The sequence below is a fragment of the Bradyrhizobium sp. U87765 SZCCT0048 genome (genome assembly GCF_018131225.1).
Taxonomy (GTDB): Bacteria; Pseudomonadota; Alphaproteobacteria; order Rhizobiales; family Xanthobacteraceae; genus Bradyrhizobium_A.
On the sequence record NZ_JAFCMM010000007.1, the window covers coordinates 190,265 to 211,797 of the forward strand.

A 21,533-nucleotide genomic window follows, 5' to 3' on the forward strand; every position below is an offset into this window, starting at 1 on the left:
GCCGGGCGCCGCGAACGGTGATCCGGGGGCGGCCGTCACAATGTCCGCAGGAAGGCCGCCAGCGCAGCCTTCTCTTCGACGGAGAGGCCGAGCAGCCGGATATGTGCTGACAGCTGCGCCGCAATGGCAATTCCGCCGAGGTAGCGCAGCCTTTCGCGCACCGGCGGGCGCTGCGCGACGCCATGGCTGCATGCTTTGCGGCTCTTGTCGGGGACTGCCATTTTGCGAAACGGCGGCAAATTGAAAGGCGGTGCTTCGCGCTGGCTGATCTTTGGAACCCACTGCCGCGGGATCGAACCTAGGATGCGCGGCATTCGTGGTGCGGCCGCGAACGGTCGCCTCGTCGAACCTGCCGGCCAGCGCTGAAGCACAATATCGGCGGCGAAGGATTGTGGCTGTGACAGGAGCATCTCTGCGGTTTGGGGTTTGGGCGCTGACCCACGGAAGCTGGGCTTCGCGTCATCATCCGCTCGATCCGCCGGATGCGTCGTGGGAGCGCAATCGACGCCAGATCCTCGAAGCGGAAGCGCTCGGCTACGATGCCACGCTGCTGGCGCAGCACATCACCCATCCGAGCGGGGATGATCAGGATCTCCTGGAGACATGGACCGGCGCGGCGGCCCTCGCAGCGCTGACCACGCGGATCGAGCTGATCGCCGCGATCAAGCCGCTGTTGATCCATCCGGTGGTCCTGGCCAAGATGGCGCTGCAGATCGAAAACATCAGCGGCGGCCGCTTCGCGATCAATCTCGTCAACGGCTGGTATCGCCCCGAACTCGAACGGGCGGGGATCGGCTTTCCAGAGCATGATGATCGCTATGCCTACGGCCGGGAGTGGGTCGAGATCGTCGAAGGCTTGATGGTTGGCCGGCGGGTCGATTTCCATGGCCGGCACTTTCAGATCGATGGCTATCAGCTGCGGCCGGGCGACCATTTCCGCCGGCGCCCGACCATCTATCTCGGCGGCGAATCCGAGCCCGCGCGGGCTCTGGCCGCGGATGCGGCCGACGTCTATTTCATCAATGGCCAGCCATTGGCGGACGTTCAGGTGCTGATTCAGGACCTCGCGAGGAGGCCCCGTCGTGGCGCGCCGATCCGCTTCGGGATGTCGGCGTTCGTGATCGCCCGGGACACCGATGCGGAGGCTGACGCCGAACTCGTCGATCTCTTCGCCATTTCCGAGCAGGACAAGCCGGCACGCGCCCGTCTCGTGGCCAATGCCGATCCCAAGGCGCAAATGTTCAGAACCGCCGCGAAGGAAGCGCGGGTCGGGACCAATGGCGGGACATCGGCGCGCCTGGTCGGCAGTTACGATACCGTGGCGCGGCGTATCGTAGAATTTCATGCGGCCGGGATCGAGCTGTTCATGCTGCAGTTCCAGCCGCTCGACGTCAACATGCGTCGTTTTGCCGAGCAGGTCATTCCGCGCGTGCGGCGCCTGCAGGCCCGCGCGGCCTGACGGAGAGCGAACGATGAGCGCCGATCGCAGTCTTGCTGCAACCCGGGGTGTCGATGCCTCGTTGCCGGGCGAGCTCTCCTCTCGCCTCACGTCACCGGTCCATGTGATCAGAAGCGACGAGGAGGCCCTTGCCACGGTTCGAGCGCTGGCGGCGGAGTTTCGCGCCGGCGCCGCGGAACGCGACCGCACCGGGCGGCTGCCCGCGGATGAAATCGAGCAGCTGACCACCGCGGGATTCTACGGCATCACGGTGCCCGCGCAGTTCGGCGGGGCCAATGTCTCGGCGGTGACGGTCGCGGAGGCGTTTCGCATCCTGGCCGCTGCCGACGCCAGCATCGGGCAGATTCCGCAGAACCATTTCTGCTGGCTGCCCGTCGTCTCCAATGGATCGCCGGAGCAGGCGGAGTTCTTCTATCGGCGCTTTCTCGCCGGCGAGCGCATCGGCAACGCTCATTCGGAGGATACGCGGCGGCGGCCGGGCGACTATGAACACGTGCTCGAGCGTGTCGCCGGTGGCTGGCGCGTCACCGGCCGGAAGTACTATTCGACGGGCGCGGTGTTCGCGCAGTGGATACCGTTCGTGGCCAATCTCGGCGACGGTGCCAAGCCCCACATGTTCTTCGTGCCGCGGGGCCAGGACGGCGTCGAGATCGTCAACGACTGGGATGGAATGGGGCAGCGCACCACGGCCAGCGGCACGACGATCTTCGACCGCGCCTTCGTCGCGGACGAGCATGTGTTCGCGCTGCGCGCGGAGAGCGACAGCGCGCGATCCTACGCGCTGAACGCCAGCCTGATCCATGCGGCGATCGACGTCGGCATTGCCGAGGATGTTCTCGGCGATGCGCGCGACTATATCGTGACGGCCAACCGCCCCTGGATCAACAATCCCCATGATGAGCACGCCAAGGAGCCGTTCGTCATTCGCGACTTCGGCCGTTTCGGCGTGGCGGTGCGAACGGCGCACGTCTCGTTGCTAAATGCGGCACGGTTGATCGATCGGGCGCGGGCCGAGCCGGGCCAGCAGACGCTGCTCGACGCGCGCATGGCGATCGCCGATGCCCGCATCGTCGCAAGCGAAGCCGCGACGAAGGTCGCCGATGAGTTCTTCCTGTTGACGGGGGCGCGCGCGACCCGCGCGCGATACGGACTCGATCGGCACTGGCGCAATGCCCGGACGCATTCCCTCCACGATCCGCTGCGCTGGAAGGAGTTCCACCTCGGCAACTTCTATCTCAACGGTATCGAGCCGCCACCGGGATCCTACATCTAGTCGCTGCCACACGGAGGCGCGGCTTCGCCGCGCTGGGCGCGGCCCCGGAAAGGAAGGCCCGGCGCCGGCCGAGGGAAGGAAGCCAGGCGCCGGGCGCAGCTGCAATGGCCTAGAGGCCGAGCAGCGTGCGGGTGTTGCCGCCGGCGATCTTCTGCTGATCGGTCGGGTCGAAGCCGGCGGCGGTGAGCGATGCGGCGAGACGGCGGGAAATCGGCTCGTCGCTGACGATGGGCCAGTCGCTGCCGGCAAGCACGTGGTCGACGCCGACGATGTCGGCGGCCGCGCGGATCAGCACCGGATCAAAGCCCATCGTGTCAATATAGACATGGCGGCGCAGCAACACGCCGATATCGGTCTGGCCGTCGGCGGCGCGCCGTCCGAACGACCGGACATGGAGCAATCCCCCGATCGCCAGATTGGTGAAGGCCACCCGCAGGCCGGGCAGGGCGTCGAAGACCCCGCCTTCGACCAGGGCGATCAGGGCCGCCGCGTTGATCGTACCGCGGGCGAACAGCGTGCCGACCTGGCCATAACGGGCGAGTTGCTCGGTGAGCCCCTTCGGGTTGACCGGATGGGCGAACACCGCGATGCCGAGTTCGGCGGCCGCCGTCAGGACGGGGCGTGCTTCCGGCGCATCGAGCAGGCGGCCGTCCTGTTCGCTTTCCAGGAAGACGCCGCGCAGTCCGAGGCTGCGCACTGCGCGGACCAGTTCGTTCGCGGCCGCTTCGCCGCCGAAGGCGTCGACGGACGCAATGCCATGCAGGCGGCCGGGCTGGGCCGCGGTGATGGCGGCGACCTGGTCATTGACCTTCCGGAACGTGTCGGCGGCGGGAACCTGCCGGCCGGGCGTGAACAGCGCCGTGGGGATGTTGACGACACGGCCGGCGATATCACCGGTGTCGATGCCCTGCGTCAATGCGCCGGCATCGGCGAGGCGGGCATTGATGCGTTCCCAGCGCTCGCGCTGGCTGGCAGGAAAGTTCGACAGCGTCGCCAGTGGCCAGCTGGCCGGAACATGGTGGCTGTGAAAGTCGATGATCGCGAGTGTCTGGGACATGATTTCCGGTGAGCGAAGCAGCGAATTGTTCGCACAGAAGAGATCAAAGTGATGGCGAGGGCCATTCCAAAGTCGCGTTCGTTCAGGCAACAAAGCACTGCGGTCATCGGGCGGCCGCGAACGATGTTCCTTCGCGTCGTGATCCCGGCGGTTTCACCCGGGCGGTGCGGCAGCCGATGACGTCTGTCGTCGAGTGTCCGGGGCTTTGCGGTCGGGTGAAAAATATCCTGCTTCGCCGGTGTGGCGCGGTGCGTTTGTTCTGTGATGGAATGAACGCCGATCGCCCCGGCGCGAATGTAAAACAATGATCTCCGGCGCGCGGGGAAAAGAGCATTGTCGCTGCCTTGACGCGGCTGGACCGGCCTCCGACCATGGTGGTGGCGTACGAAACGCGTGCATTGCGCGCGTCGCGCCCCCATTCAACGGCCTCACTGCGGCGAACCTGCGAAACTCGGACCATGCCTCACCTGTTTTCTCGTCGTTTTGTTCTTGCGGCCGGCAGTCTTGGCATGGCGGCTCGCGCCCTGCCGGCATTCGCGGCGACAAATCTCTCGGGCGTCACGCTGCGGATCGGTGATCAGGTCGGTCAGCAGCAGAGCAAGCTGCGGGCCGCGGGCCTGCTCGATGATGTGCCGTACAAGATCGAGTGGTCGGTTTATCCGGCGGCGGTGAACCTGCACGAGGCGCTGAAAGCCGATGCCGTCGACATCGGCGCCGCCAACGATTCTCCCACGGTGACGGCCATCGCCAACGGCTCGAAGGTGCAGGTCGTCGCGGCATGGGACAATGGCGGGCTCGGAACGTCGCTGCTCGTTCCGCGGAACAGTCCGGCGCAGACGGTCGCCGATCTGCGCGGCAGGACGATTTCGCCGACCACGCGCGGCAGCGTTGCGCACTACCTTGTCGTCGGAGCCTTGCGCCAGGCCGGCGTCGGCCTCGACGAGGTCAAGCTTGCGTTCATGAACCCCGTCGATGCCGGCGCGGCATTCCAGAGCGGGGCGATCGATGCCTGGGCGACCTGGAGCATCTATGTGGCGCGGGCGCGGGGCCAACTCGGCGCGCGCATCCTGTCGGATGGCGCGGGCATCAACAGCGGCCTGTTCGTCTATTCCGCGACGCCGTCGGCACTCGCCGATCCCCTCAGGAAGCTTGCCATGGTCGACTTCTTCCAGCGCGTCGAGCGCGGCTATGTCTGGTCGCGCAACGAGAAGGCGAAGCACGTGGCGTGGGCGAAGGCCTTCACCCGTCAGGACGATGCGATCGCCGAGGCGCTCTATGTCGAAGATTCGAGCTATCGTCGGATCGCGGTCGACGACGCGCTGGTCGCGCGCCTGCGCCGGACCTTCGAGACCTGGACATCGATCGGCGTCCTGCAGGGCGATATCGATTTCGGCGGCCGCATCGTGCGCGACTTTCCGGTCGGTTGAGCGGAGCTTGCGATGACCGTTCTTGATCCTGTCGCCGATGGACGGGCATCCGCGGTCGAGCCCGTGCGACATGCCGGACATCGGACCCGCGGCACCGCCGTGACTACCCATGTTCTGATCACGCGCAGGCGTCTTGCCGGAGAAAGGTTGCCGCGGCCGCTGCGCCGGCTGATCGGTCCTCTCGCGGTCTTTCTGTTGTGGCAATTGGCTTCGATCACCGGCCTGTTGCCACGCGAGATCCTGGCCGGTCCGGCTGCGGTGGCCGCCAGCGCTGGCCAGTTGCTCGCGACCGGCGAACTGCAGCAGGCGGTCCTGACGTCGCTGGGCCGGGCAGTCTGCGGTCTGGCGATCGGCGGTTCCGTCGCGATCGCGCTGGCTGTCGTGGCCGGGCTCTTTCGCCTGGGTGAAGACCTCGTCGATTCCACGGTTCAGATGCTGCGGACGCTGCCCATCGTCGCCCTGATCCCGCTGCTGATCATCTGGTTCGGGATCGGTGAGGCGCCAAAGGTTGCGCTGATTGCGCTGGCCACCGGTTTTCCGTTGTACCTCAACGTTTACGCCGGGATTCGCAACGTCGATCAGAAGCTGATCGAGGTCGGGCAGACACTCGGGCTCAGCCGTACCGGGCTGGTGTGGAACATCGTGCTGCCGGGCGCTCTGCCCAATGCTCTGGTCGGCCTCCGTCATGCCCTCGGCGTCGCCTGGCTGGCGCTGATCTTCGGCGAGCAGATCAATGCCAACGCAGGTCTTGGCTATCTGATGAACACGGCTCGCGAGCTGTTCCAGACCGATGTCATCGTGGTGTGCCTTGTTGTCTATGCGTTGCTGGGGCTGGTCGTCGACGCGGTGGTCCGGCTTCTTGAGAGGGGGCTGTTGTCATGGCGACCGACCTTCACCGGGGCGTGAGCAACGGCGCCGGCGCTGCGGCTTCCGTCGTCAGTGTGCGCGGCCTGACCCGCCGCTTCGGCGACCGCGCGGTGATCGACCATCTCGACTTCGAGATCGCGGCGGGCGAGTTCGTCGCACTGATCGGCGCAAGCGGTTGCGGCAAGTCGACCCTGCTGCGGGTGCTGGCTGATCTTGATTCCGATATCGAAGGTGAGGTGGTCGTACCGACCCGGCGCGCCGTGGCGTTCCAGGAGCCGCGGCTGGTGCCATGGAAGCCGGTGTGGAAGAACGTCGTGCTCGGCCTGCCGGGACAGCCGGACCGGGCGCGCGCGAACCTCGCGCTCGATGAAGTGGGGCTCGGGCACAGGGCCGACGTATGGCCGAAGGTGCTGTCCGGGGGCGAAGCACAGCGCGCCTCGCTCGCGCGCGCGCTTGTCCGCGATCCCGATCTGCTGCTGCTCGACGAACCGTTCGGGTCGCTCGACGCCTTGACCCGCATCAACGCCCAGGCTCTCGTGGCCGAGCTGTGGCGGCGTCATGGCTACGCCGTGCTGCTGGTGACGCACGACGTCGAGGAAGCGTTGCTGCTCGCCGACCGCGTGCTGATGATGCGGGCCGGGGTGATCGCACATCAACTGACGGTGGACCTGCCGCGGCCGCGCGACGTCGGCCAGCCGGACTTTGCCGCGATGCGCCGGCGCCTTCTGGCCTGGCTTGGCGTGGACGTGCGCGAACCGACGGCCGACCCGGCCTGAGGCATGCAGTTCATGGTCAGATCCGCCCCCGAGCCGCTCGCACTGCAAACCGACGTCCTCGTCATCGGCGGTGGTATGGCCGGCGCCTGGGCCGCGACCGCGGCTGCGAAGGCGGGCGCCACCGTGACGCTGGTCGACAAGGGCTATTGCGGCACGAGCGGGGTGACCGCGACGGCCGGGCCGGGGCATTGGTGGGTGCCCCCGGATCCTCCCGAGGCGAGAGCCGCGGCAGTCAGGGCTCGTGTCGCGGCCGGGCTCGGGCTCGGCGAAGCGGACTGGATGCACCGTATTCTCGACCGAACGTGGTGCGCGCTGCCGACACTGGCCCCGCACTATCGCTTCGGCGTCGACGACAGCGGGCGCACCAACTATCGTGCGGTACGTGGGCCGGAGTACATGCGGGCGCTGCGTCGATCCGTGCTGTCATGCGGCGTGACCATTCTCGACCATTCCCCGGCGCAGGAACTGCTCGCCCGCGACGATGGATCGATCGGCGGCGCACAAGGCCTGCGGCGCCAGGATGGCGGCAGGGCCTATCGGATCGAGGCCGGTGCGGTCGTGCTCGCGGCGGGCGGGACGAGCTTCCTGTCGCACTTGCTGGGGTCCTGGACCAATACGGGCGATGGATACCTGATGGCGGCCGAGGCCGGAGCCGAGCTGTCCGGCATGGAATTCACGGGCGCCTATACCATTGCGCCGGCGCACTCGACCATGACGCGCAGCATGGCCTATGCGTTCGCGACCTACTACGATGCCGATGGGCACGAGCTCGACATCCCCTTCGCTCCGGATCAGACGCTGCGTCTCGCCCGCGCCTTGCTGCGCGGGCGGGTCTACTGCTCGCTGCACCGCTTGCCCGACGATATCAGGCTGCGCCTTCACATGATTTCTCCCAACGTGCCGCTGGTGTTCGATCGCTGGCAGGTCGATCCCTATCGCGATCGTTTCGAGGTCACGCTGCACAATGATGGCACCATTCGCGGCCTCGGCGGCGTGCGGGTGGCGGGCGAGGACTGTGCGACATCGGTCCCCGGGCTTTTCGTGGCTGGCGACAATGCGTCGCGCGAGAAGGTCGCAGGCGCCATATCGGGCGGCGGCAACGTCAATTCCGCCTGGGCGCTGTCGTCAGGCATGTTTGCGGGCGAAGCGGCGGCGCGCCTCGCGCGCGGGATCCGCGCCCGCAGCGTGCCCCTGCGGCCCCTGGGCCGGGCTGGCCTGCGGCCGCAGGGGGCGGCGAAGACCATTGATCTTGCCGCGATCCGTGACGCCGTCCGCGGCGAGATGCATCCCTTCGACAAAAACCTGTTCCGTTCGGCATCGGGGCTCGTCCGCTCGCGCGACGTGCTCGACAATCTCTGGCGCGAACTCGCTGGTCATGCCAGCGGCCAGATGGCCGTGCGCGAGGCGGCCGCGCTGGTTGCGACGGCGCGGTGGTCCGTCGCGACGGCCATCCGTCGCACGGAGAGCCGCGGGCTGCATCGTCGCGAGGATCATCCCGCCCTGGATCCGGCGCTGGCCGTCCGGCTGCTGTCCAGCGGTTTCGATCGGATTCAGGTGACGGCCGACGATGCAGCAGCGGTCCCGGCTTCCCAACATGCGCTGGAGGGCGTGCCATGATCGAACTCATTGTCGCCGACCGCTGCACGAACTGTGGCGCCTGCGTCGATGTCTGTCCGACGAACGTGATCGAGCCGGCCAGGTCAGGTCCGCCGATCCTCGCCCGTGTCGAGGACTGCCAGACCTGTTTCATGTGCGAGCTCTATTGCGTGGCCGATGCGATCTACGTCGCGCCGGACTGTGACCGCCGGGTTTCCGTCGATCCCGACGAGATCGTCGCGGCGGGCCGCCTTGGCCAGTATCGCCGGCATTCTGGCTGGGACGAGTGGGACGGACTGTTCCCGAACGAACAATGGCTGATGGAAACCGTCTTCCGTCGTGCAGGCGAGGCTGCAGCCAGCGACAAGCCGCAGCGGTAGACCAGGCGCCGTCGCAAGACGCTGGTCCAACGGACGCAGCTCCTCGCGTCTCGGATCACCGCGCTGTCCGGGCGGGACGCCGACACCAGCCGGAATCCCGCCCGCAGCCGCAACGGCGTCTTCGAGGTCGTCAGAAGTCCGGCCCCGGTGCGGGAGGCGCCAGTGCGGGCTTGTCCTTAGGAAGCTCGGCGACGAGTGCTTCGGTTGTCACGATCAGCGACGCGACCGACGCTGCATCCTGCAATGCGGTGCGCACCACCTTGGCGGGATCGACAATGCCAGCCGCGATCAAGTCGACATACTCCTCGGCCTGAGCATCGAAGCCGAAGGTCTGCGACCGGTTCTCCAGGATCTTGCCGACGATGATCGAACCCTCGACGCCGGCATTGGCGGCGATCTGGCGGATCGGGGCCTCCAGGGCCTTCAGCACGATGTGAATGCCTGCCTGGACGTCGGGATTGGCATGGGACAGCTTGCCGACGGCGGCCTTGGCGCGCAGCAGCGCCACGCCCCCGCCGGGCACGATACCTTCGGCGATCGCCGCGCGTGTCGCGTTGAGGGCGTCGTCGACCCGGTCCTTGCGTTCCTTGACCTCGACTTCGGTAGCCCCGCCAACGCGGATCACGGCGACGCCGCCGGAAATCTTGGCAAGGCGTTCCTGCAGTTTTTCGCGGTCGTAGTCGGACGTGGTCTCCTCGATCTGGGCCTTGATCTGCGCCGCGCGGGCATCGATGTCCTTCTTCTTGCCAGCGCCGGCGACGACAGTGGTGTTCTCCTTGTCGATCCGGATGCGCTTGGCGCGGCCGAGCTGGTTGAGCGTCACATTCTCGAGCTTGATGCCGAGATCTTCGGAAATCGTCTGGCCGGCGGTCAGGATGGCGATGTCTTCGAGGAGGGCCTTGCGGCGGTCGCCGAAGCCGGGCGCCTTGACGGCGGCGATCTTCAGGCCGCCGCGCAGCTTGTTCACGACCAGCGTGGCCAGTGCCTCGCCCTCGACATCCTCGGCGATGATCAGGAGCGGCTTGCCGGACTGGGCGACCGCTTCGAGGATCGGCAGCAACGGCTGCAGGCCCGCCAGCTTCTTCTCGTGGATCAGGATATAGGGATCCTCGAGTTCGACGGTGAGTTTCTCGGTATTGGTCACGAAATAGGGCGAGAGATAGCCGCGATCGAACTGCAGCCCCTCGACCACGTCGAGTTCAGTGTCGAGGCTCTTGGCTTCCTCCACGGTGATGACGCCGTCGTTGCCGACGCGCCGGACGGCGGAGGAAATGATCTTGCCGACCGATGCGTCGCCGTTGGCCGAGATGGTGCCGACCTGGGCGATCTCTTCGGGAGACTGGACCTTCCTGGCACGCTTCTCGATGTCCTTGATGGCTTCGGCCACCGCGAGGTCGATGCCCCGCTTGAGATCGAGCGGATTGAGGCTGGCGGCGACCGCCTTGGCGCCCTCGCGGACGATCGCCTGCGCGAGCACGGTCGCGGTAGTGGTGCCGTCGCCGGCAAGATCATTGGTCTTGGCCGCGACCTCCCGCAGCAGCTGAGCGCCGAGGTTTTCGTACCTGTCTTCGAGTTCGATCTCCTTGGCGACGGTGACGCCGTCCTTGGTGATACGCGGTGCGCCGAACGATTTTTCGATGACGACGTTGCGGCCCTTGGGGCCGAGCGTCACCTTGACGGCGTTGGCGAGGGTGTCGACGCCGCGAAGCAGACGTTCGCGGGCGTCGGCGGAAAACTTGACATCCTTTGCAGGCATGCAGGGGCTCCTGTTCGAGTATCGGCGCATGCGCGCCGTGATGGCGTAAGATGGTTGGGGAGAGCGCGGACTTGGCGCGGCGTCAGCCGATGATGCCGAGGATGTCCGCTTCCTTGGTGATGAGAAGGTCTTCGCCGTTGATCTTCACTTCGGTTCCCGACCATTTTCCGAACAGCACGCGGTCGCCCTTCTTGACGTCGAGCGGAACAAGCTTGCCGCTGTCATCGCGCGCGCCCGAGCCGACGGCGACGACTTCGCCCTCCTGGGGCTTCTCCTTCGCGGTATCGGGGATGATGATGCCGCCTTTGGTCTTCGCGTTCTCTTCGATGCGGCGGATCACGACGCGGTCGTGCAACGGACGGAAACTCATGGGCCTCTCTTTGATTGGCGCCGCGCGAGGATATCCTGGCGGCTTTCAGCGCTGGATGTCGCCGATCGATGCGGGGCATCGTGGCGGAGGCATAACGTTAGGCGTGTCCTCGTTCCTGTCCATTTTAAAGTTTGCGTCCGGCATGGACGATTGTGATCGGGCGAAGCGACCCCGATGCGATTTTTGTCCTGCAGGAAACGGCTATCGCCTTGGCATTGTGCGCCAATGAGTGAATGCAGGAGGCGGCGCGCCTTGTGTCGGAGTCCTGAACGATTGGCGCTCGGGTTGACGCGCACACCGGCGGCGCGGATTCAGACGGTCGGGTTCAGCTCGATGCCAATGCGCAATGCCATCGCGATCGTGACGGCCACCGGCCGCCGCAGGATTCGCGCGATCCGCTCGGCCGGCATGCCGCTCCGAGCAAGCCCCCTCAGCTTGTGCTTCTCTACTGCAGTCCATGCGCGCTCCGCCGCGCCCTGCATCGTTGCGGTATCGAGGACCGCAGTCGCTCGTCGGGATGCCAATCCGTTCTCCGGCCTCTGGATTGCGCAGTGGTCGCCCGGCGTGTCCGTAACGGTCAGGCAAACCGGCGTGTCAGCTTGCTCGCCTGCCGTCTGGCCGCCGCCGCGGCGTCCGCCGGGCTCGCGAAGATCATGCCGTCGAGGCAGCTGAAATCCTGCGTCGCGGAGAAGAAGCGGAAGCCGCGCCGTCCCTTGATGACGATGCCTGCAGCCCCGCAAGACGTCTCGATGATATAGTTTCCGTACGAAGACGATGCGTCGTCGTTCATGGTGGCATCCCCCAATGGTACATGTCCGCAGGCGTGCCTGGCGAACTCGTGGAACAAGCCGCGGCGAAGGCTGGATCCGTTCAGCTTCGCGCGGGCCGCGAGCCCGTCGACGGGTTCTCAGTCGCAATCTCATCAGCTCATCGCGCGATCGTGACGTCAAGGCGCCGCGCGAAATAAGACGAACTGTGTCGCGCAATCCACCGGCACATGCAGGACGTGATTCAGGAGGGCCACAGCGGAAGCATTTCGTTTTACGCATGCATCGGTCCGGCGCATGGCGGCGTGCGGTGCCGCAGATATTGCGGCGGCCCCGGTGGTGATGCGTGGCGAGCACGAGCCGGGAATCTGTCGGCTTGCGTTCTTCGTGGTGCATCCATCCCGCTTTCGCGCTCCGGACCTGTTCGTGCTCCGGTCGTTTGGTCCATGAGAACGACGTTTCCTGTCCTTCGAAAACAAAAGAATTCTGTGAGATTGCGGACGCCGCGATTCAATCGTCAAATTCCCGACGGGTAGAGCGCCCGTCGCATCGGGCGTCTCGGGGCGACGAATCCGGTGCTGACCGTACCGGCGCGGAAAACGGAGGGGGTGTTATGTCCGACATTGCCGTGAAGACATCGCAGGCCGCGGTCGACGACGCGCGGTTGAGTGAGGACTGGCTTGCCGTCGTGCTCGGCGGACTGGTCTTCGTGCTTGCGCTGGCCAGCATCGGCGGGACGGATCTTCTGGGGTGGGCCGTGACGACATCGGTCTACACCAGCCTGTCTCAGGCCCTGGCACCGGCCGCGAAGGCTTATGCAGGGATTGGAGGTGCCGGCGCGTTGCTCGCGACCTATGTCGCGCTTGTCGTGGTGCTCAGCGGCGCCGTCGCAGCGCTTGGCGCCGACGTCCGGAAGTTCGCCGTCGCGTTCACGGTGGTGTTTGCGATCGCATATGCGAGCTGGATTGTCGGTAGCTATGCCTACATCGCTGCGGTGACGCCGGCCGAACAGCAGAAGTTCGGAATCGCCTGGTCGCTCCGGCTGACCAACGAGGGAGGTTTCATCGTCGCGCTGCTGGCGGGCATCGTGATCGCAAATTTCTTTCCGCGTTTTGCGGAATGGTTGAAGGAAGCCATCCGCCCTGAGCTCTATATCAAGATCGCCATTGTCATTCTCGGTGCCACGGTCGCCGTAACCGCTGCGGGCCGGCTCAACCTCGCGTCAGCGCTCCTGCTGCGGGGAATCGCGGCGATCGTCGAGGCCTACCTCATCTACTGGGCGGTGGTGTATTTCGTGGCGCGCAAGTGGTTCGGCTTCAGTCGCGAATGGTCGGTGCCGCTCGCGTCCGGCATCTCGATCTGCGGCGTCGCGGCAGCGATCGCGACAGGCGGGGCGATCCGTGCGCGCCCCGCGGTGCCGGTTCTGGTGTCGTCCCTCGTCGTTATCTTCGCGGTGGTCGAGGTGCTGATTCTTCCGTTCCTCGCACAGACGTTTCTCTGGCAGGAGCCACTGGTGGCCGGAGCCTGGATCGGACTTGCCGTCAAGACCGACGGTGCCGCGGTCGCCGGCGGCGGCATCACGGAGTCGCTGGTGCTGGCGAAGGCCGCCGCGGAGGGCATCCGCTATCAGCCGGGCTGGATCCTGGCGACGACGACGACCGTGAAGATCTTCATCGATATCTTCATCGGCATCTGGGCCTTCATTCTCGGCTACATCTGGACAAATCACATCAACCGCGGAGCGGACAAGGCCAGGGCATCGGAAATCTGGCAACGTTTTCCGAAGTTCATTCTGGGCTTCATCGTGGTGTTCGCGGTGTCGTTGTGGCTGGCCGTCGGGACGACGCCCGAGATCGCCAAGGCATTGCCGGCCGCGGCAGGGGAAGCCAACGTCTTTCGGGTGATCTTCTTCATTCTGACGTTCTTTTCCATCGGCGTGCTGTCGGATTTCCGCAAGCTCTGGCAGCAGGGATTCGGCAAGCTGGCGGCGGTCTATGTGCTCAGCCTGTTCGGGTTCGTGATCTGGGTCGGGCTTTTGATTTCCTGGTTGTTCTTCAGCGGCGTGAAGCCGCCGCTGGCCAGCTGAGAGGGGAGTAGCGAAATGTCGAATGCAGATGTGCCGGACCATGCGCCCGCGGCCGAAGTCGAACCGTTGCTGCTGGTCGAGAAACAGCTGATCGGCTGGAGCCTCGGCATCGGGCTGGTTCTTCTGGTCGTCCTGGTTGTGCTGAATCATGTCGTGCCGCTGAAGTAGCGGCAGAGGTGATGATGCAGGCCGCCGCGAACCGCATGCGGCGGCCATGACAGAAATGCCGGCAGCGCGCGTTGCCGAGGGCGAAGCTTTCGGCTCCCGGGGCTGTGCCATCGGGAATAACGTGCTGCGAAAGCAGCTTCGAATGCCGTTCGCGTCGTTTTCTCGGAGCGCGCATTGATAAGCCGGCAGCGTTGGGTCAGCATTCGCAATGCGGGCTGGCGTATCGAACACAAGAGGATGGTCGTGACCGGTCGAACGGCGGATATACCTGATCTTCAGGACTATCGGGCGCGGCGGGCAACCACGCGCACTCAGCCCGGCGTGCAGGCGCAGTGGCCGCTGTTCATGGCGCCGGTCGGCTTCGTCGTCGGCTATTTCTGGGTCTGGCCGGCGTGCATCATGGTGCCGCAATATCCGTCGGCGTCGTGAGCGAGCCGGACCTCGCGCCGACGACCGGTCGTCCGGCGCCTCGCGGTACCGGGAGCGAGAGCTCCCAGCCGTTCGATCCGGCGATCGACTTGCCGCTGATTGTCGGCCGCAATTTGCGCCGCCTGCGCGTTCGGCAGGGGTATTCGCTCGAGCGTCTTGCCAAGCACGCGGGCGTCAGTCGCGCGATGCTAGGGCAGATCGAGTCGGGGAAGAGCACGCCGACCATCGGCCTGCTCTGGAAGGTGGCTACGGCGTTGGGGGTGCCGTTTGCGAGCCTGATCGCCGCAGAAGACGTTCGCGGAACGCTGTTGTTCCGCCGGGCCGATGCCAAGCTGCTGTCCTCGAACCAGGGCCGCTTCACGTCGCGGGCACTGTTTCCCTTCGACGGCGAGCGCAAGGTTGAATTCTATGAGCTGCGGCTCGCGCCGTTGCATCGCGAAAATGCCGAGGCGCATGCGGCAGGCACGCGCGAGAACGTCGTCGTCGCGAGGGGAACCGTCGAGATCGCCTCGGGCACCGACCGCCCGTAGAGTCTCAACGAAGGGGATGCAGTGCTTTTCGACGCCGATGTCCCGCACAGCTACAGGAACCTCGGGACGGACGAGGCGGTCCTGTATCTGGTGATGACCTACGTCGAGGCTGTTGGCTGAAGCCGGAATGCAAAAGGCCGGCGAATCGCCGGCCTTCGGCTTGTCGACGTGCGGGGCTTACTTCATCGGCACCATGCACATCATCATGCCGCCGCAGTTCATCATCATCGGCATGCCAGCATTCATCATGGTGGTCATGTTCTGGCAGCACTGCATGAACGCATCCTTCATGGCAGGATCCATCGCGGTCATTTCGCAGGACATGCCGTTGGCGGTCATGGTGCAAGTCACCTTGCACATCATCATCGGCATGGCCATGCCGGGCATTCCGCCCATCATCGGCATGCCCATCATCGGCATCATGCCGTTCATCATCATCGGGGACATGCCGCCCATCATCGGCATCATGGTCTGCATCGCGGGATTCATCGGAAGGCTCCATGCGTTGGGACGAATGTGCTTCGTCCGTCGCAATGGGGAGTAAAACCTTCCGAATCTGACCTCAATCCGGGAATGATCTTGTCGCGTATTTTCCTCCAACAAGTCGCCGGAGGCGCCAATACAGCAGCACGTTCTGCTGCTATCACGGACGAGCCGCCATTATAGCGGCGAAGGCGGCAGGGCGTTGCACATCGCCTTGCGTGTTGCTCGCTGTGGGTGGGGGCGCCGCAGGCCGCGCATCATGCACGGAGAGCCTTGTGCTTCGTTCCGTCGCCTTCTGCCGCCGGCGCGTGATGGCTGTGCAGCGGCAGCTCCGGCAGGAACAGGATGGCGATCAGAGCCGCCAGAACGATGCAGACGCCGAGGGTGAAGGTCGTCGCGATGGCGTGGCGGTAGAGGTCGAGGAGGGCGCCGTGCGCCTCCGGCGACAGTGCGGTGATGTGGGGCACGCCGCCTTCGGCATGGACCGACGGTGCGGCGGAGGCCGCACCTGGCGCGCCGCGCAGTTGCCGCGACAGGATCGCGCCGGCGCCGGTGACGCCGATGAGACCGCCGAGCGAGCGGAAGAACGCCAGCGTGGCCGTGCCGACGCCGCGGTGGGCGGCGGGCAGGGCGTTTTGCACCGCGATGGTCATGTTGGGCATGACGAGGCCAAGTCCGAGGCCGAGGGCGAAGATCGCCGGCTCGATGACGGCGAGGCTCTTCGCCGTGGCGATCGCCCAGGCGAGGACGGCAAAGGCGAGAACCGCCACGGACAGGCCGCCGACCTGCGCCGGCTTGTAGCGTCCCGCGCGCAGCAGCACGCGGCCATTGACGAGCGAGGACACCACCATGCCGATCATCAGCGGGCCGGTGAGAAAGCCCGAGTGCGACGGTGTGATGCCCATCACCACCTGGAAGAACAGCGGAAAGAACAGGCTGGCGCCGAGCAGGCCCATGAAGGTCAGGCTCAGCACGGTACAGGCGACCAGAAACACGCGGTTGTCGAACAGGTCGAGTGGCAGCACCGGCTCCGCCGCGCGGCGGACGTGGACGACGAACAGGACCGTCAGCAGCGCCGTGGTGGCGCCAAGGGCGGCGATCTGCGGCGAGCGCCACGGCCATTCGGTGCCGCCGAGCGCCAGCATCAGCAGGAAGGCCGTGGTGCCGCCGGTGAGCAGCATGGCGCCGAGATAGTCGATCCGCCGTGCATGGGTCGGGTGCGGCCGGCGCAGCGCGCGGGCGATGGCGACGAACGCGACCGCGCCGACCGGCAGGTTGACGTAGAAGATCCAGTGCCAGGACAGCAGGTCGGTGATGACGCCGCCGAGCACCGGGCCGAGCACGCTGCACACCGCGAACACGGCGACGATGGCGCCCTGCCTGCGGCCGCGCTGGGCCGGCGGCACGAGATCGCCGATGATGATCTGGGCAAGCGGCAGCAGGCCGCCGGCGCCGAGCCCCTGGATGGCGCGGAACACGATCAGCTGGAACAGGCTCTGCGCCAGGCCGCACAGCGCCGAGCCGATCAGGAAGATCGCGATCGCGGCATAGATCAGCGGCTTGCGGCCATACTGGTCGCTGAGCTTGCCATAGAGCGGCATGGTGCTGGTCGACGCCAGGACATAGGCGGTCACCACCCAGGACAGGTGGTTGATGCCGCCGAGGTCGCCGACGATGCGCGGCAGCGCCGTGGCGACGATGCTCTGGTCCAGCGCGCTAAGGCCCAGCACGATCATCAGGCCGATGAACACCGCGCGGATCTCCTGCGGCGTCGGTTCGCCCGGTGCGGCCGCGGTCGGGCCGGTGGTGGGGGGCGGGGTCTGCAGGGTCATAATCCGATCTCGCTGAGCGGGGCGATGGCATCGCGGATCGCGCGCCGGGCGTCGCGCGACAGGCCGCCAAGCTGACGGGCCAGCCAATCGGTGCGCCGGCGTTTCAACGTCTTGATGACGGTGCGGCCCTTGTCGGTGGCGAGCAGGCCGATCCGCCGGCGGTCGCCCGTCGCGGGCGCTGTCCGCGCCACAAGGCCGGCGGCTTCCAGGGCGTTGATATGGCCGCTGATCGTCGGGCCGCGGACCCGTTCCTGGCGGGCGAGTTCTGCCGTGCCGATGCCCGGATGCTTGATGATGGCGATCAGCAACTGGCCCTGCAGCGGCGAAACGCCGAAGTCGCCGCTCTCCCGGCGGAGTTGCCGGATCAGGCGATGCAGTACCGGCCGCAGCGCTTCCGCCAGCGCCAGCGCGTCGTCGAGGTCATCGGTGGTGCGCGTTGCGACCATGGCGCTCGCCTTGATGGGTAGCCTACCTATCTATCTAGCGAGTCCCGTGCCGCAGCGCAACGTAAGGGAATCCGCTGTGCGGCTGGACGTGTCCGGCCTACACTCCGCTGCCACCTGCCTGGACGCGGTGGCGCAGGCAACGATCCTGACCAAGAACAACAACGGGAGAACGCGAATGCCAAAGGTGTGCTTCGAAGGACGCTACCGCTCCGCACTTGTCATGGCGGCGATCGCCGCGGTCGCAGGCGGCCTCGCCGCGCCGGCGTGGGCGCAGTCGGGCGAGCCGATCCGCATCGGCGTCATCGCCGAGGTGCAGTCGATCGCCGGCGCCTCGACGCCAGGCGGGGCGCAGATCGCCGCCGACGAGATCAATGCGAAGGGTGGCGTCAACGGCCGCAAGATCGAGATCATCACCTACGACAACAAGAGTTCATCGGCGGATTCCGTCCGCGCGTTCCAGCGTGCGGTCAACCAGGACAAGGTCAGCGCGGTCATCGCCAGCTACATCAGCGAGGTCGTGCTCGCGCTCGAACCATGGGCGTCGCGCCTGAAGACGCCGCTGATCACCCCCGGCGCCGCCAGCAACGAGATCTCCAGGCCGGTGCACGACGACTACGACAAGAACAAGTACACCTTTCATGGCTACCTGACCTCGGCGGCGCAGGCGCAACTGGTGTGCGATGCCGCTGGGGATCTGCTGGTCGGCGGCATGAAGCTGAAGACGGCGGCGATCATGAGCGAGGATGCCGCCTGGACCAAGCCGCTCGATGCCGGCTACGAGGACTGCCTGCCGAAGGCCGGGCTCAAGGTTGTCGACCATGTGCGGTTCTCGCCGGACACCACCGACTTCACGCCGATCTTCAACAAGCTGGAAGCGCAGAAGCCTGATGTGATCCTCACCGGCATCTCCCATGTCGGCGTCCAGCCCACGGTGCAGTGGAAGAACCAGCAGGTGCCGATCCCGATGTTCGGCATCAGCGCGCAGGCGCTGAGCCCGACCTTCTGGGGCGACACCAACGGCGCGGCCGAAGGCGTGCCGTCGCTCGCGGTGGCGACGCCGGACGTCGCGGTGACGCCGAAGACCAGGCCGTTCGCCCAGGCCTACAAGGCCAGGTTCGGCACGCCGCCGGCCTATACCGGCTACACCGCCTATGACGAGGTCTACATCATCGCCGAAGCGATCCAGCGGGCCGGCTCGACCGATGCCGACAAGATCGTCGCCGAGATGGAGAAGACCGACTATGTCGGCACCATCGGCCGCATCCAGTTCTACGGCCGCAGCGACCCGTTCACCCATGCCATCAAATCCGGCCCCGGCGCCGTCACCGGCATGGTGTTCCAGTGGCAGGGCGGCAAGCAGGTCGCGGTGTGGCCGAAGGCGATCGCGGAAGGCAAGCTGAAATATCCGGACTTCGTGAAGGCGTCGCAATAAGCCGCAGCTAGCCGCCACGACCACGGCTCTCCGCCTCCGACGAGGCGGAGAGCCGTTGCGGTTCGAAGGCCGCCCCGGCGGGCTGAGACGGATAGTCAAGGCGACTTCTGCGCCATCGGGCCGCGCCGCTTGACTCCCGTCGTTGCGGTTGGGCACGTGCAACGCGCGCTCTGAATGCAACCAAGCTGAAGGCCGGACGCGGGCTGCTGCGTCCGCGGGGACGAACTGTCACGCCATGTCCTTTCACGTCATGCCGACCTCCGATGCCGTCTCGGATCATCCCGCTCCCGGCCAGTCGACCGACGCCGGTCGGGTCCGGCGGCGGGTGTTTCGCGGCGTTCCGGCCCGGATTGCCTTCGCGGTGGCGCTGGTCATCGCCGTCACCCTGGCCGGCATGATCTGGCTGCTGCAGGCGTCCCTGAGCGCTTCCGACGGCCGCGACCGCGTGGCGCAGATGAAGCTGATCACCGGCATGCTGGACAGCGCCTTCGACCAGGCCGGCAAGTTCGCCCTCGCGCTCGCCGAGACGACGGCGCGCCGTGGCGACATCGGCGCCGCGCTGGCCGCGGGCGATCGCGCCAGCCTGCAGCAACTGTCGGCGAGTGCGTACGACTACCTGAAGCGTCAGGCCGGCATCCAGATCTTCGGCTATCACAACAGGGATATCCGCTACCTGCTGCGCATGCACAAGCCGGAGACGTTCAACGACGACATCTCCGCGTTCCGCTCCATGGTGGTGGCAGCGAACCGGACGCGGCGGGCGCAGACCGGCGTCGAAATCGGCATCGCCGGCATCGGCGTCCGCGGCATCGCCGTGGTGAATGCGGGCGATACGTTCGCCGGAACGATGGAGGTCGGTCTCGACATCCGGCCGATCCTCGACCTCGTGAAGGCGTCGACCAATGCGAACCTGGCGGTCGTGATCGTGCCGTCGCTCAGCGGCGTGGCGATCGACGACAAGATGCCGCGGTTCGGCGATCTCGCGCTCGCGGTCTCGACCGATGACGAATTGTTCGCCGGTCTCCTCAAGACCAGCCGTGTGCCGCCGACCCGTGATCTGCAGATCAGCCAGGCCCGCGTCGACGGGCGCGCCTACAATATGGCGATCGAACCTCTGGTGGATTTCAGCGGCCGCCTCGTCGGAATGACCATCGCGCTCAAGGATGACATGCGCGGCGGTGCGCGGACACGGACCGAGCTGTGGGTGGTGGCCCTGTGCGGGGCAATCATCGCCTACGTCGTGTTTGCAGTGCTGTTCCAGAACGTCATGGCGCGGCGCGGAGACGCCTGATGGCGCGCGTGCTGTTGCTGCTGGCGCTGCTCCTCGCCACCCTGTCCGGGGCGTCGGCCGCCGACAAGGGCACTCCGGACGCCATGGTGCCGCTGCCCGATGGTGTCGAGCTGCCGATCCGGGTTCGGGTCGCGCTCCGCGTGCTCAATGTGCTGCGCATCGCCGAGGTCGCCGGGCAGGGGCGCTTCTATGTCGAGGTCACCCAGCGCTGGAACGACCCGCGCCTGCGTTTCGATGCGGTCGCGCGCGGTACCGGGCGGGTCGATCGCGTCGGCCAGGATGCCGATGGCTATCTCAAGACGATCTGGATCCCGGCGCTGAGCGTCGACAACCAGATCGGCGAGCGGGAATCGCGCACCGCGGCGGTCTCGACCTATGCCAATGGCGACGTCGTGTTCATCGAACGCTACGAGAGCAATTTCCGCTTCCGCATGAACATGGACGCGTTTCCGTTCGACACCCAGGACCTGACGCTGGAATTCTCGCTGCCGCGCTATGCCAAGCAGGATGCGATCCTGATCGCGACCGAAACCGACCGCCAGCTGTCCGGCATCGAGCAGGCGCTGGCGGTGGTCGACTGGAAGCCGCTGCGCCTGCGCTTCTCCAACGAGGAGGCGATGGGCTGGAATGCGCGCTCCTATTCGCGGCTCAACGCCACGATCACGCTGACCCGCCAGTCGGAGCGCTACCTGCTGCGCATCTTCATTCCGATCATGGCCGTGCTGGCGGCGTCGATCTTCGTGCTGTGGGCCCCCGGGCTGACGGAGAAGGACAAGGGCACCCAGATCTTTTCCTCGCTGCTGGCGCTGGCGGCGCTCAGCTTCACGTTCGAGGCGAGCTTTCCGGGGGCGATCTCGCTGAACACCCCGGTCGCGCAGATCATCTCGCTCGGCTATCTCTATCTCGTGGCCGTGCTGCTGTTCGACGCCATCATCTCGACGGGATGCCGGCGGCCGCATTCGCGCTACTTTGCGCTGTGCATCGCGCTGCGGCGCGAATTCCGCTGGGCACTGCCGGCGCTGATGACGGTGGTGTCGGTCGGCGCCGCGGTGCGGGCGATCCCGGGCTGACGCGTGCGCCGCTCGGCTTGCGCGAGTGGTCGACGCCA

22 protein-coding genes and 1 pseudogene are annotated in these 21,533 nt (G+C 66.4%); 15 read left to right on the forward strand and 8 right to left on the reverse strand.

All coding sequences use genetic code 11. The annotated features are described in order from the left end of the window. Positions 1–35: 35 nt before the first annotated feature. A complete protein-coding gene (locus JQ639_RS33325) occupies positions 36–410 on the reverse strand; it encodes a hypothetical protein (protein WP_211964485.1) in 375 nt (124 codons plus the stop codon). On the opposite strand from JQ639_RS33325, the gene JQ639_RS33330 reads away from it, so the two are divergent. Together JQ639_RS33330 and JQ639_RS33335 are read left to right on the forward strand one after the other, a co-directional pair. Beyond that, entirely contained in the window at positions 398–1,459 is a 1,062-nt protein-coding gene (locus JQ639_RS33330) for an LLM class flavin-dependent oxidoreductase (RefSeq protein ID WP_349644669.1), read from the forward strand. The two genes, JQ639_RS33325 and JQ639_RS33330, sit on opposite strands and share 13 nt — an antisense overlap. 13 nt (positions 1,460–1,472) lie before the next feature. Next, complete coding sequence (locus JQ639_RS33335; RefSeq protein ID WP_211964489.1) at positions 1,473–2,732, forward strand: SfnB family sulfur acquisition oxidoreductase; 1,260 nt, start codon at positions 1,473–1,475, stop codon at positions 2,730–2,732. A 109-nt stretch (positions 2,733–2,841) separates the two neighbouring features. Here the strand turns inward: JQ639_RS33335 and JQ639_RS33340 are convergent, their stop codons facing one another. Then, positions 2,842–3,789 carry an amidohydrolase family protein gene (locus tag JQ639_RS33340; RefSeq protein WP_211964491.1) on the reverse strand — a complete coding sequence of 316 codons (948 nt, stop codon included), beginning with the start codon at positions 3,787–3,789 and terminating at the stop codon, positions 2,842–2,844. 509 nt (positions 3,790–4,298) lie between these two features. On the opposite strand from JQ639_RS33340, the gene JQ639_RS33345 reads away from it, so the two are divergent. From JQ639_RS33345 to JQ639_RS33365, 5 genes are read left to right on the forward strand one after another with little or no spacing between them, the layout of a single operon-like run. Next, complete coding sequence (locus tag JQ639_RS33345; RefSeq protein ID WP_211964493.1) at positions 4,299–5,216, forward strand: ABC transporter substrate-binding protein; 918 nt, start codon at positions 4,299–4,301, stop codon at positions 5,214–5,216. A gap of 12 nt (positions 5,217–5,228) precedes the next feature. After that, positions 5,229–6,122: an ABC transporter permease gene (locus tag JQ639_RS33350; protein ID WP_211964495.1), complete on the forward strand. Its 894-nt coding sequence runs from the start codon at positions 5,229–5,231 to the stop codon at positions 6,120–6,122. After that, complete coding sequence (locus tag JQ639_RS33355; protein WP_211964497.1) at positions 6,095–6,859, forward strand: ABC transporter ATP-binding protein; 765 nt, start codon at positions 6,095–6,097, stop codon at positions 6,857–6,859. The genes JQ639_RS33350 and JQ639_RS33355 overlap by 28 nt, the downstream gene beginning before the upstream one ends. 12 nt (positions 6,860–6,871) lie before the next feature. Continuing rightward, a complete protein-coding gene (locus JQ639_RS33360; RefSeq protein ID WP_211964499.1) occupies positions 6,872–8,476 on the forward strand; it encodes an FAD-dependent oxidoreductase in 1,605 nt (534 codons plus the stop codon). Beyond that, a complete protein-coding gene (locus JQ639_RS33365) occupies positions 8,473–8,835 on the forward strand; it encodes a 4Fe-4S dicluster domain-containing protein (RefSeq protein ID WP_211964501.1) in 363 nt (120 codons plus the stop codon). The genes JQ639_RS33360 and JQ639_RS33365 overlap by 4 nt, the downstream gene beginning before the upstream one ends. 130 nt (positions 8,836–8,965) lie before the next feature. Here JQ639_RS33365 and groL read toward each other — a convergent pair whose 3' ends face one another. The 4 genes from groL to JQ639_RS33385 form a co-directional block, all read right to left on the reverse strand. Beyond that, positions 8,966–10,591, reverse strand: coding sequence for a chaperonin GroEL (gene groL / locus JQ639_RS33370; RefSeq protein ID WP_211964503.1), 1,626 nt, complete (start codon positions 10,589–10,591; stop codon positions 8,966–8,968). Positions 10,592–10,673: 82 nt separating this feature from the next. Continuing rightward, positions 10,674–10,961: a co-chaperone GroES gene (gene groES / locus JQ639_RS33375; RefSeq protein ID WP_211964505.1), complete on the reverse strand. Its 288-nt coding sequence runs from the start codon at positions 10,959–10,961 to the stop codon at positions 10,674–10,676. Positions 10,962–11,272: 311 nt separating this feature from the next. Continuing rightward, entirely contained in the window at positions 11,273–11,443 is a 171-nt protein-coding gene (locus JQ639_RS33380) for a hypothetical protein (protein WP_211964507.1), read from the reverse strand. Between the two features lie 95 nt (positions 11,444–11,538). After that, positions 11,539–11,751, reverse strand: a complete 213-nt coding sequence (locus JQ639_RS33385) for a hypothetical protein (RefSeq protein ID WP_211964509.1) — start codon at positions 11,749–11,751, stop codon at positions 11,539–11,541. Positions 11,752–12,341: 590 nt separating this feature from the next. On the opposite strand from JQ639_RS33385, the gene JQ639_RS33390 reads away from it, so the two are divergent. The 5 genes and pseudogenes from JQ639_RS33390 (at position 12,342) to JQ639_RS33410 (ending at position 15,485) form a co-directional block, all read left to right on the forward strand. After that, positions 12,342–13,814 carry a putative sulfate exporter family transporter gene (locus tag JQ639_RS33390; RefSeq protein ID WP_249122887.1) on the forward strand — a complete coding sequence of 491 codons (1,473 nt, stop codon included), beginning with the start codon at positions 12,342–12,344 and terminating at the stop codon, positions 13,812–13,814. Between the two features lie 15 nt (positions 13,815–13,829). After that, on the forward strand, positions 13,830–13,982 hold the full coding sequence (locus JQ639_RS33395; protein WP_211964511.1) for a hypothetical protein: 153 nt from the start codon (positions 13,830–13,832) through the stop codon (positions 13,980–13,982). A gap of 243 nt (positions 13,983–14,225) precedes the next feature. After that, on the forward strand, positions 14,226–14,411 hold the full coding sequence (locus JQ639_RS33400) for a hypothetical protein (RefSeq protein WP_211964513.1): 186 nt from the start codon (positions 14,226–14,228) through the stop codon (positions 14,409–14,411). A gap of 83 nt (positions 14,412–14,494) precedes the next feature. After that, positions 14,495–15,061, forward strand: a pseudogene (locus tag JQ639_RS33405) (helix-turn-helix domain-containing protein). 7 nt (positions 15,062–15,068) lie between these two features. Then, positions 15,069–15,485 (forward strand): hypothetical protein, encoded by a 417-nt coding sequence (locus JQ639_RS33410; protein WP_249122888.1) that lies wholly within the window; start codon positions 15,069–15,071, stop codon positions 15,483–15,485. Positions 15,486–15,681: 196 nt separating this feature from the next. On the opposite strand, the gene JQ639_RS33415 is transcribed toward JQ639_RS33410, so the two are convergent. Both JQ639_RS33415 and JQ639_RS33420 read right to left on the reverse strand, forming a co-directional pair. After that, entirely contained in the window at positions 15,682–17,256 is a 1,575-nt protein-coding gene (locus JQ639_RS33415; RefSeq protein ID WP_211964515.1) for an MDR family MFS transporter, read from the reverse strand. Then, entirely contained in the window at positions 17,253–17,702 is a 450-nt protein-coding gene (locus tag JQ639_RS33420) for a MarR family winged helix-turn-helix transcriptional regulator (RefSeq protein ID WP_211964519.1), read from the reverse strand. Before JQ639_RS33420 ends, JQ639_RS33415 begins: the two co-directional genes overlap by 4 nt. Positions 17,703–17,922: 220 nt before the next feature. On the opposite strand from JQ639_RS33420, the gene JQ639_RS33425 reads away from it, so the two are divergent. The 3 genes from JQ639_RS33425 to JQ639_RS33435 all read left to right on the forward strand — a co-directional run bounded on the left by JQ639_RS33425 (position 17,923) and on the right by JQ639_RS33435 (position 21,495). Next, a complete protein-coding gene (locus JQ639_RS33425; RefSeq protein ID WP_371745026.1) occupies positions 17,923–19,134 on the forward strand; it encodes an ABC transporter substrate-binding protein in 1,212 nt (403 codons plus the stop codon). A gap of 235 nt (positions 19,135–19,369) precedes the next feature. Next, positions 19,370–20,425, forward strand: a complete 1,056-nt coding sequence (locus tag JQ639_RS33430; RefSeq protein WP_211964521.1) for a cache domain-containing protein — start codon at positions 19,370–19,372, stop codon at positions 20,423–20,425. Beyond that, positions 20,425–21,495, forward strand: coding sequence for a ligand-gated ion channel (locus JQ639_RS33435; protein ID WP_211964523.1), 1,071 nt, complete (start codon positions 20,425–20,427; stop codon positions 21,493–21,495). The genes JQ639_RS33430 and JQ639_RS33435 overlap by 1 nt, the downstream gene beginning before the upstream one ends. The last annotated feature ends 38 nt before the right edge of the window (positions 21,496–21,533 follow it).

Excerpts from the sequence above, each read along its gene's own strand:
- JQ639_RS33325 (WP_211964485.1), bottom strand. The coding sequence starts at position 410 with ATGCTCCTGTCACAGCCACAATCCTTCGCCGCCGATATTGTGCTTCAG.
- JQ639_RS33335 (WP_211964489.1), top strand. The coding sequence starts at position 1,473 with ATGAGCGCCGATCGCAGTCTTGCTGCAACCCGGGGTGTCGATGCCTCG.
- JQ639_RS33340 (WP_211964491.1), bottom strand. The coding sequence starts at position 3,789 with ATGTCCCAGACACTCGCGATCATCGACTTTCACAGCCACCATGTTCCG.
- JQ639_RS33345 (WP_211964493.1), top strand. The coding sequence starts at position 4,299 with ATGGCGGCTCGCGCCCTGCCGGCATTCGCGGCGACAAATCTCTCGGGC.
- JQ639_RS33350 (WP_211964495.1), top strand. The coding sequence starts at position 5,229 with ATGACCGTTCTTGATCCTGTCGCCGATGGACGGGCATCCGCGGTCGAG.
- JQ639_RS33355 (WP_211964497.1), top strand. The coding sequence starts at position 6,095 with ATGGCGACCGACCTTCACCGGGGCGTGAGCAACGGCGCCGGCGCTGCG.
- JQ639_RS33360 (WP_211964499.1), top strand. The coding sequence starts at position 6,872 with ATGGTCAGATCCGCCCCCGAGCCGCTCGCACTGCAAACCGACGTCCTC.
- JQ639_RS33365 (WP_211964501.1), top strand. The coding sequence starts at position 8,473 with ATGATCGAACTCATTGTCGCCGACCGCTGCACGAACTGTGGCGCCTGC.
- groL (WP_211964503.1), bottom strand. The coding sequence starts at position 10,591 with ATGCCTGCAAAGGATGTCAAGTTTTCCGCCGACGCCCGCGAACGTCTG.
- groES (WP_211964505.1), bottom strand. The coding sequence starts at position 10,961 with ATGAGTTTCCGTCCGTTGCACGACCGCGTCGTGATCCGCCGCATCGAA.
- JQ639_RS33380 (WP_211964507.1), bottom strand. The coding sequence starts at position 11,443 with ATGCAGGGCGCGGCGGAGCGCGCATGGACTGCAGTAGAGAAGCACAAG.
- JQ639_RS33385 (WP_211964509.1), bottom strand. The coding sequence starts at position 11,751 with ATGAACGACGACGCATCGTCTTCGTACGGAAACTATATCATCGAGACG.
- JQ639_RS33390 (WP_249122887.1), top strand. The coding sequence starts at position 12,342 with ATGTCCGACATTGCCGTGAAGACATCGCAGGCCGCGGTCGACGACGCG.
- JQ639_RS33395 (WP_211964511.1), top strand. The coding sequence starts at position 13,830 with ATGTCGAATGCAGATGTGCCGGACCATGCGCCCGCGGCCGAAGTCGAA.
- JQ639_RS33410 (WP_249122888.1), top strand. The coding sequence starts at position 15,069 with ATGCAAAAGGCCGGCGAATCGCCGGCCTTCGGCTTGTCGACGTGCGGG.
- JQ639_RS33415 (WP_211964515.1), bottom strand. The coding sequence starts at position 17,256 with ATGACCCTGCAGACCCCGCCCCCCACCACCGGCCCGACCGCGGCCGCA.
- JQ639_RS33420 (WP_211964519.1), bottom strand. The coding sequence starts at position 17,702 with ATGGTCGCAACGCGCACCACCGATGACCTCGACGACGCGCTGGCGCTG.
- JQ639_RS33425 (WP_371745026.1), top strand. The coding sequence starts at position 17,923 with ATGGCGGCGATCGCCGCGGTCGCAGGCGGCCTCGCCGCGCCGGCGTGG.
- JQ639_RS33430 (WP_211964521.1), top strand. The coding sequence starts at position 19,370 with ATGTCCTTTCACGTCATGCCGACCTCCGATGCCGTCTCGGATCATCCC.
- JQ639_RS33435 (WP_211964523.1), top strand. The coding sequence starts at position 20,425 with ATGGCGCGCGTGCTGTTGCTGCTGGCGCTGCTCCTCGCCACCCTGTCC.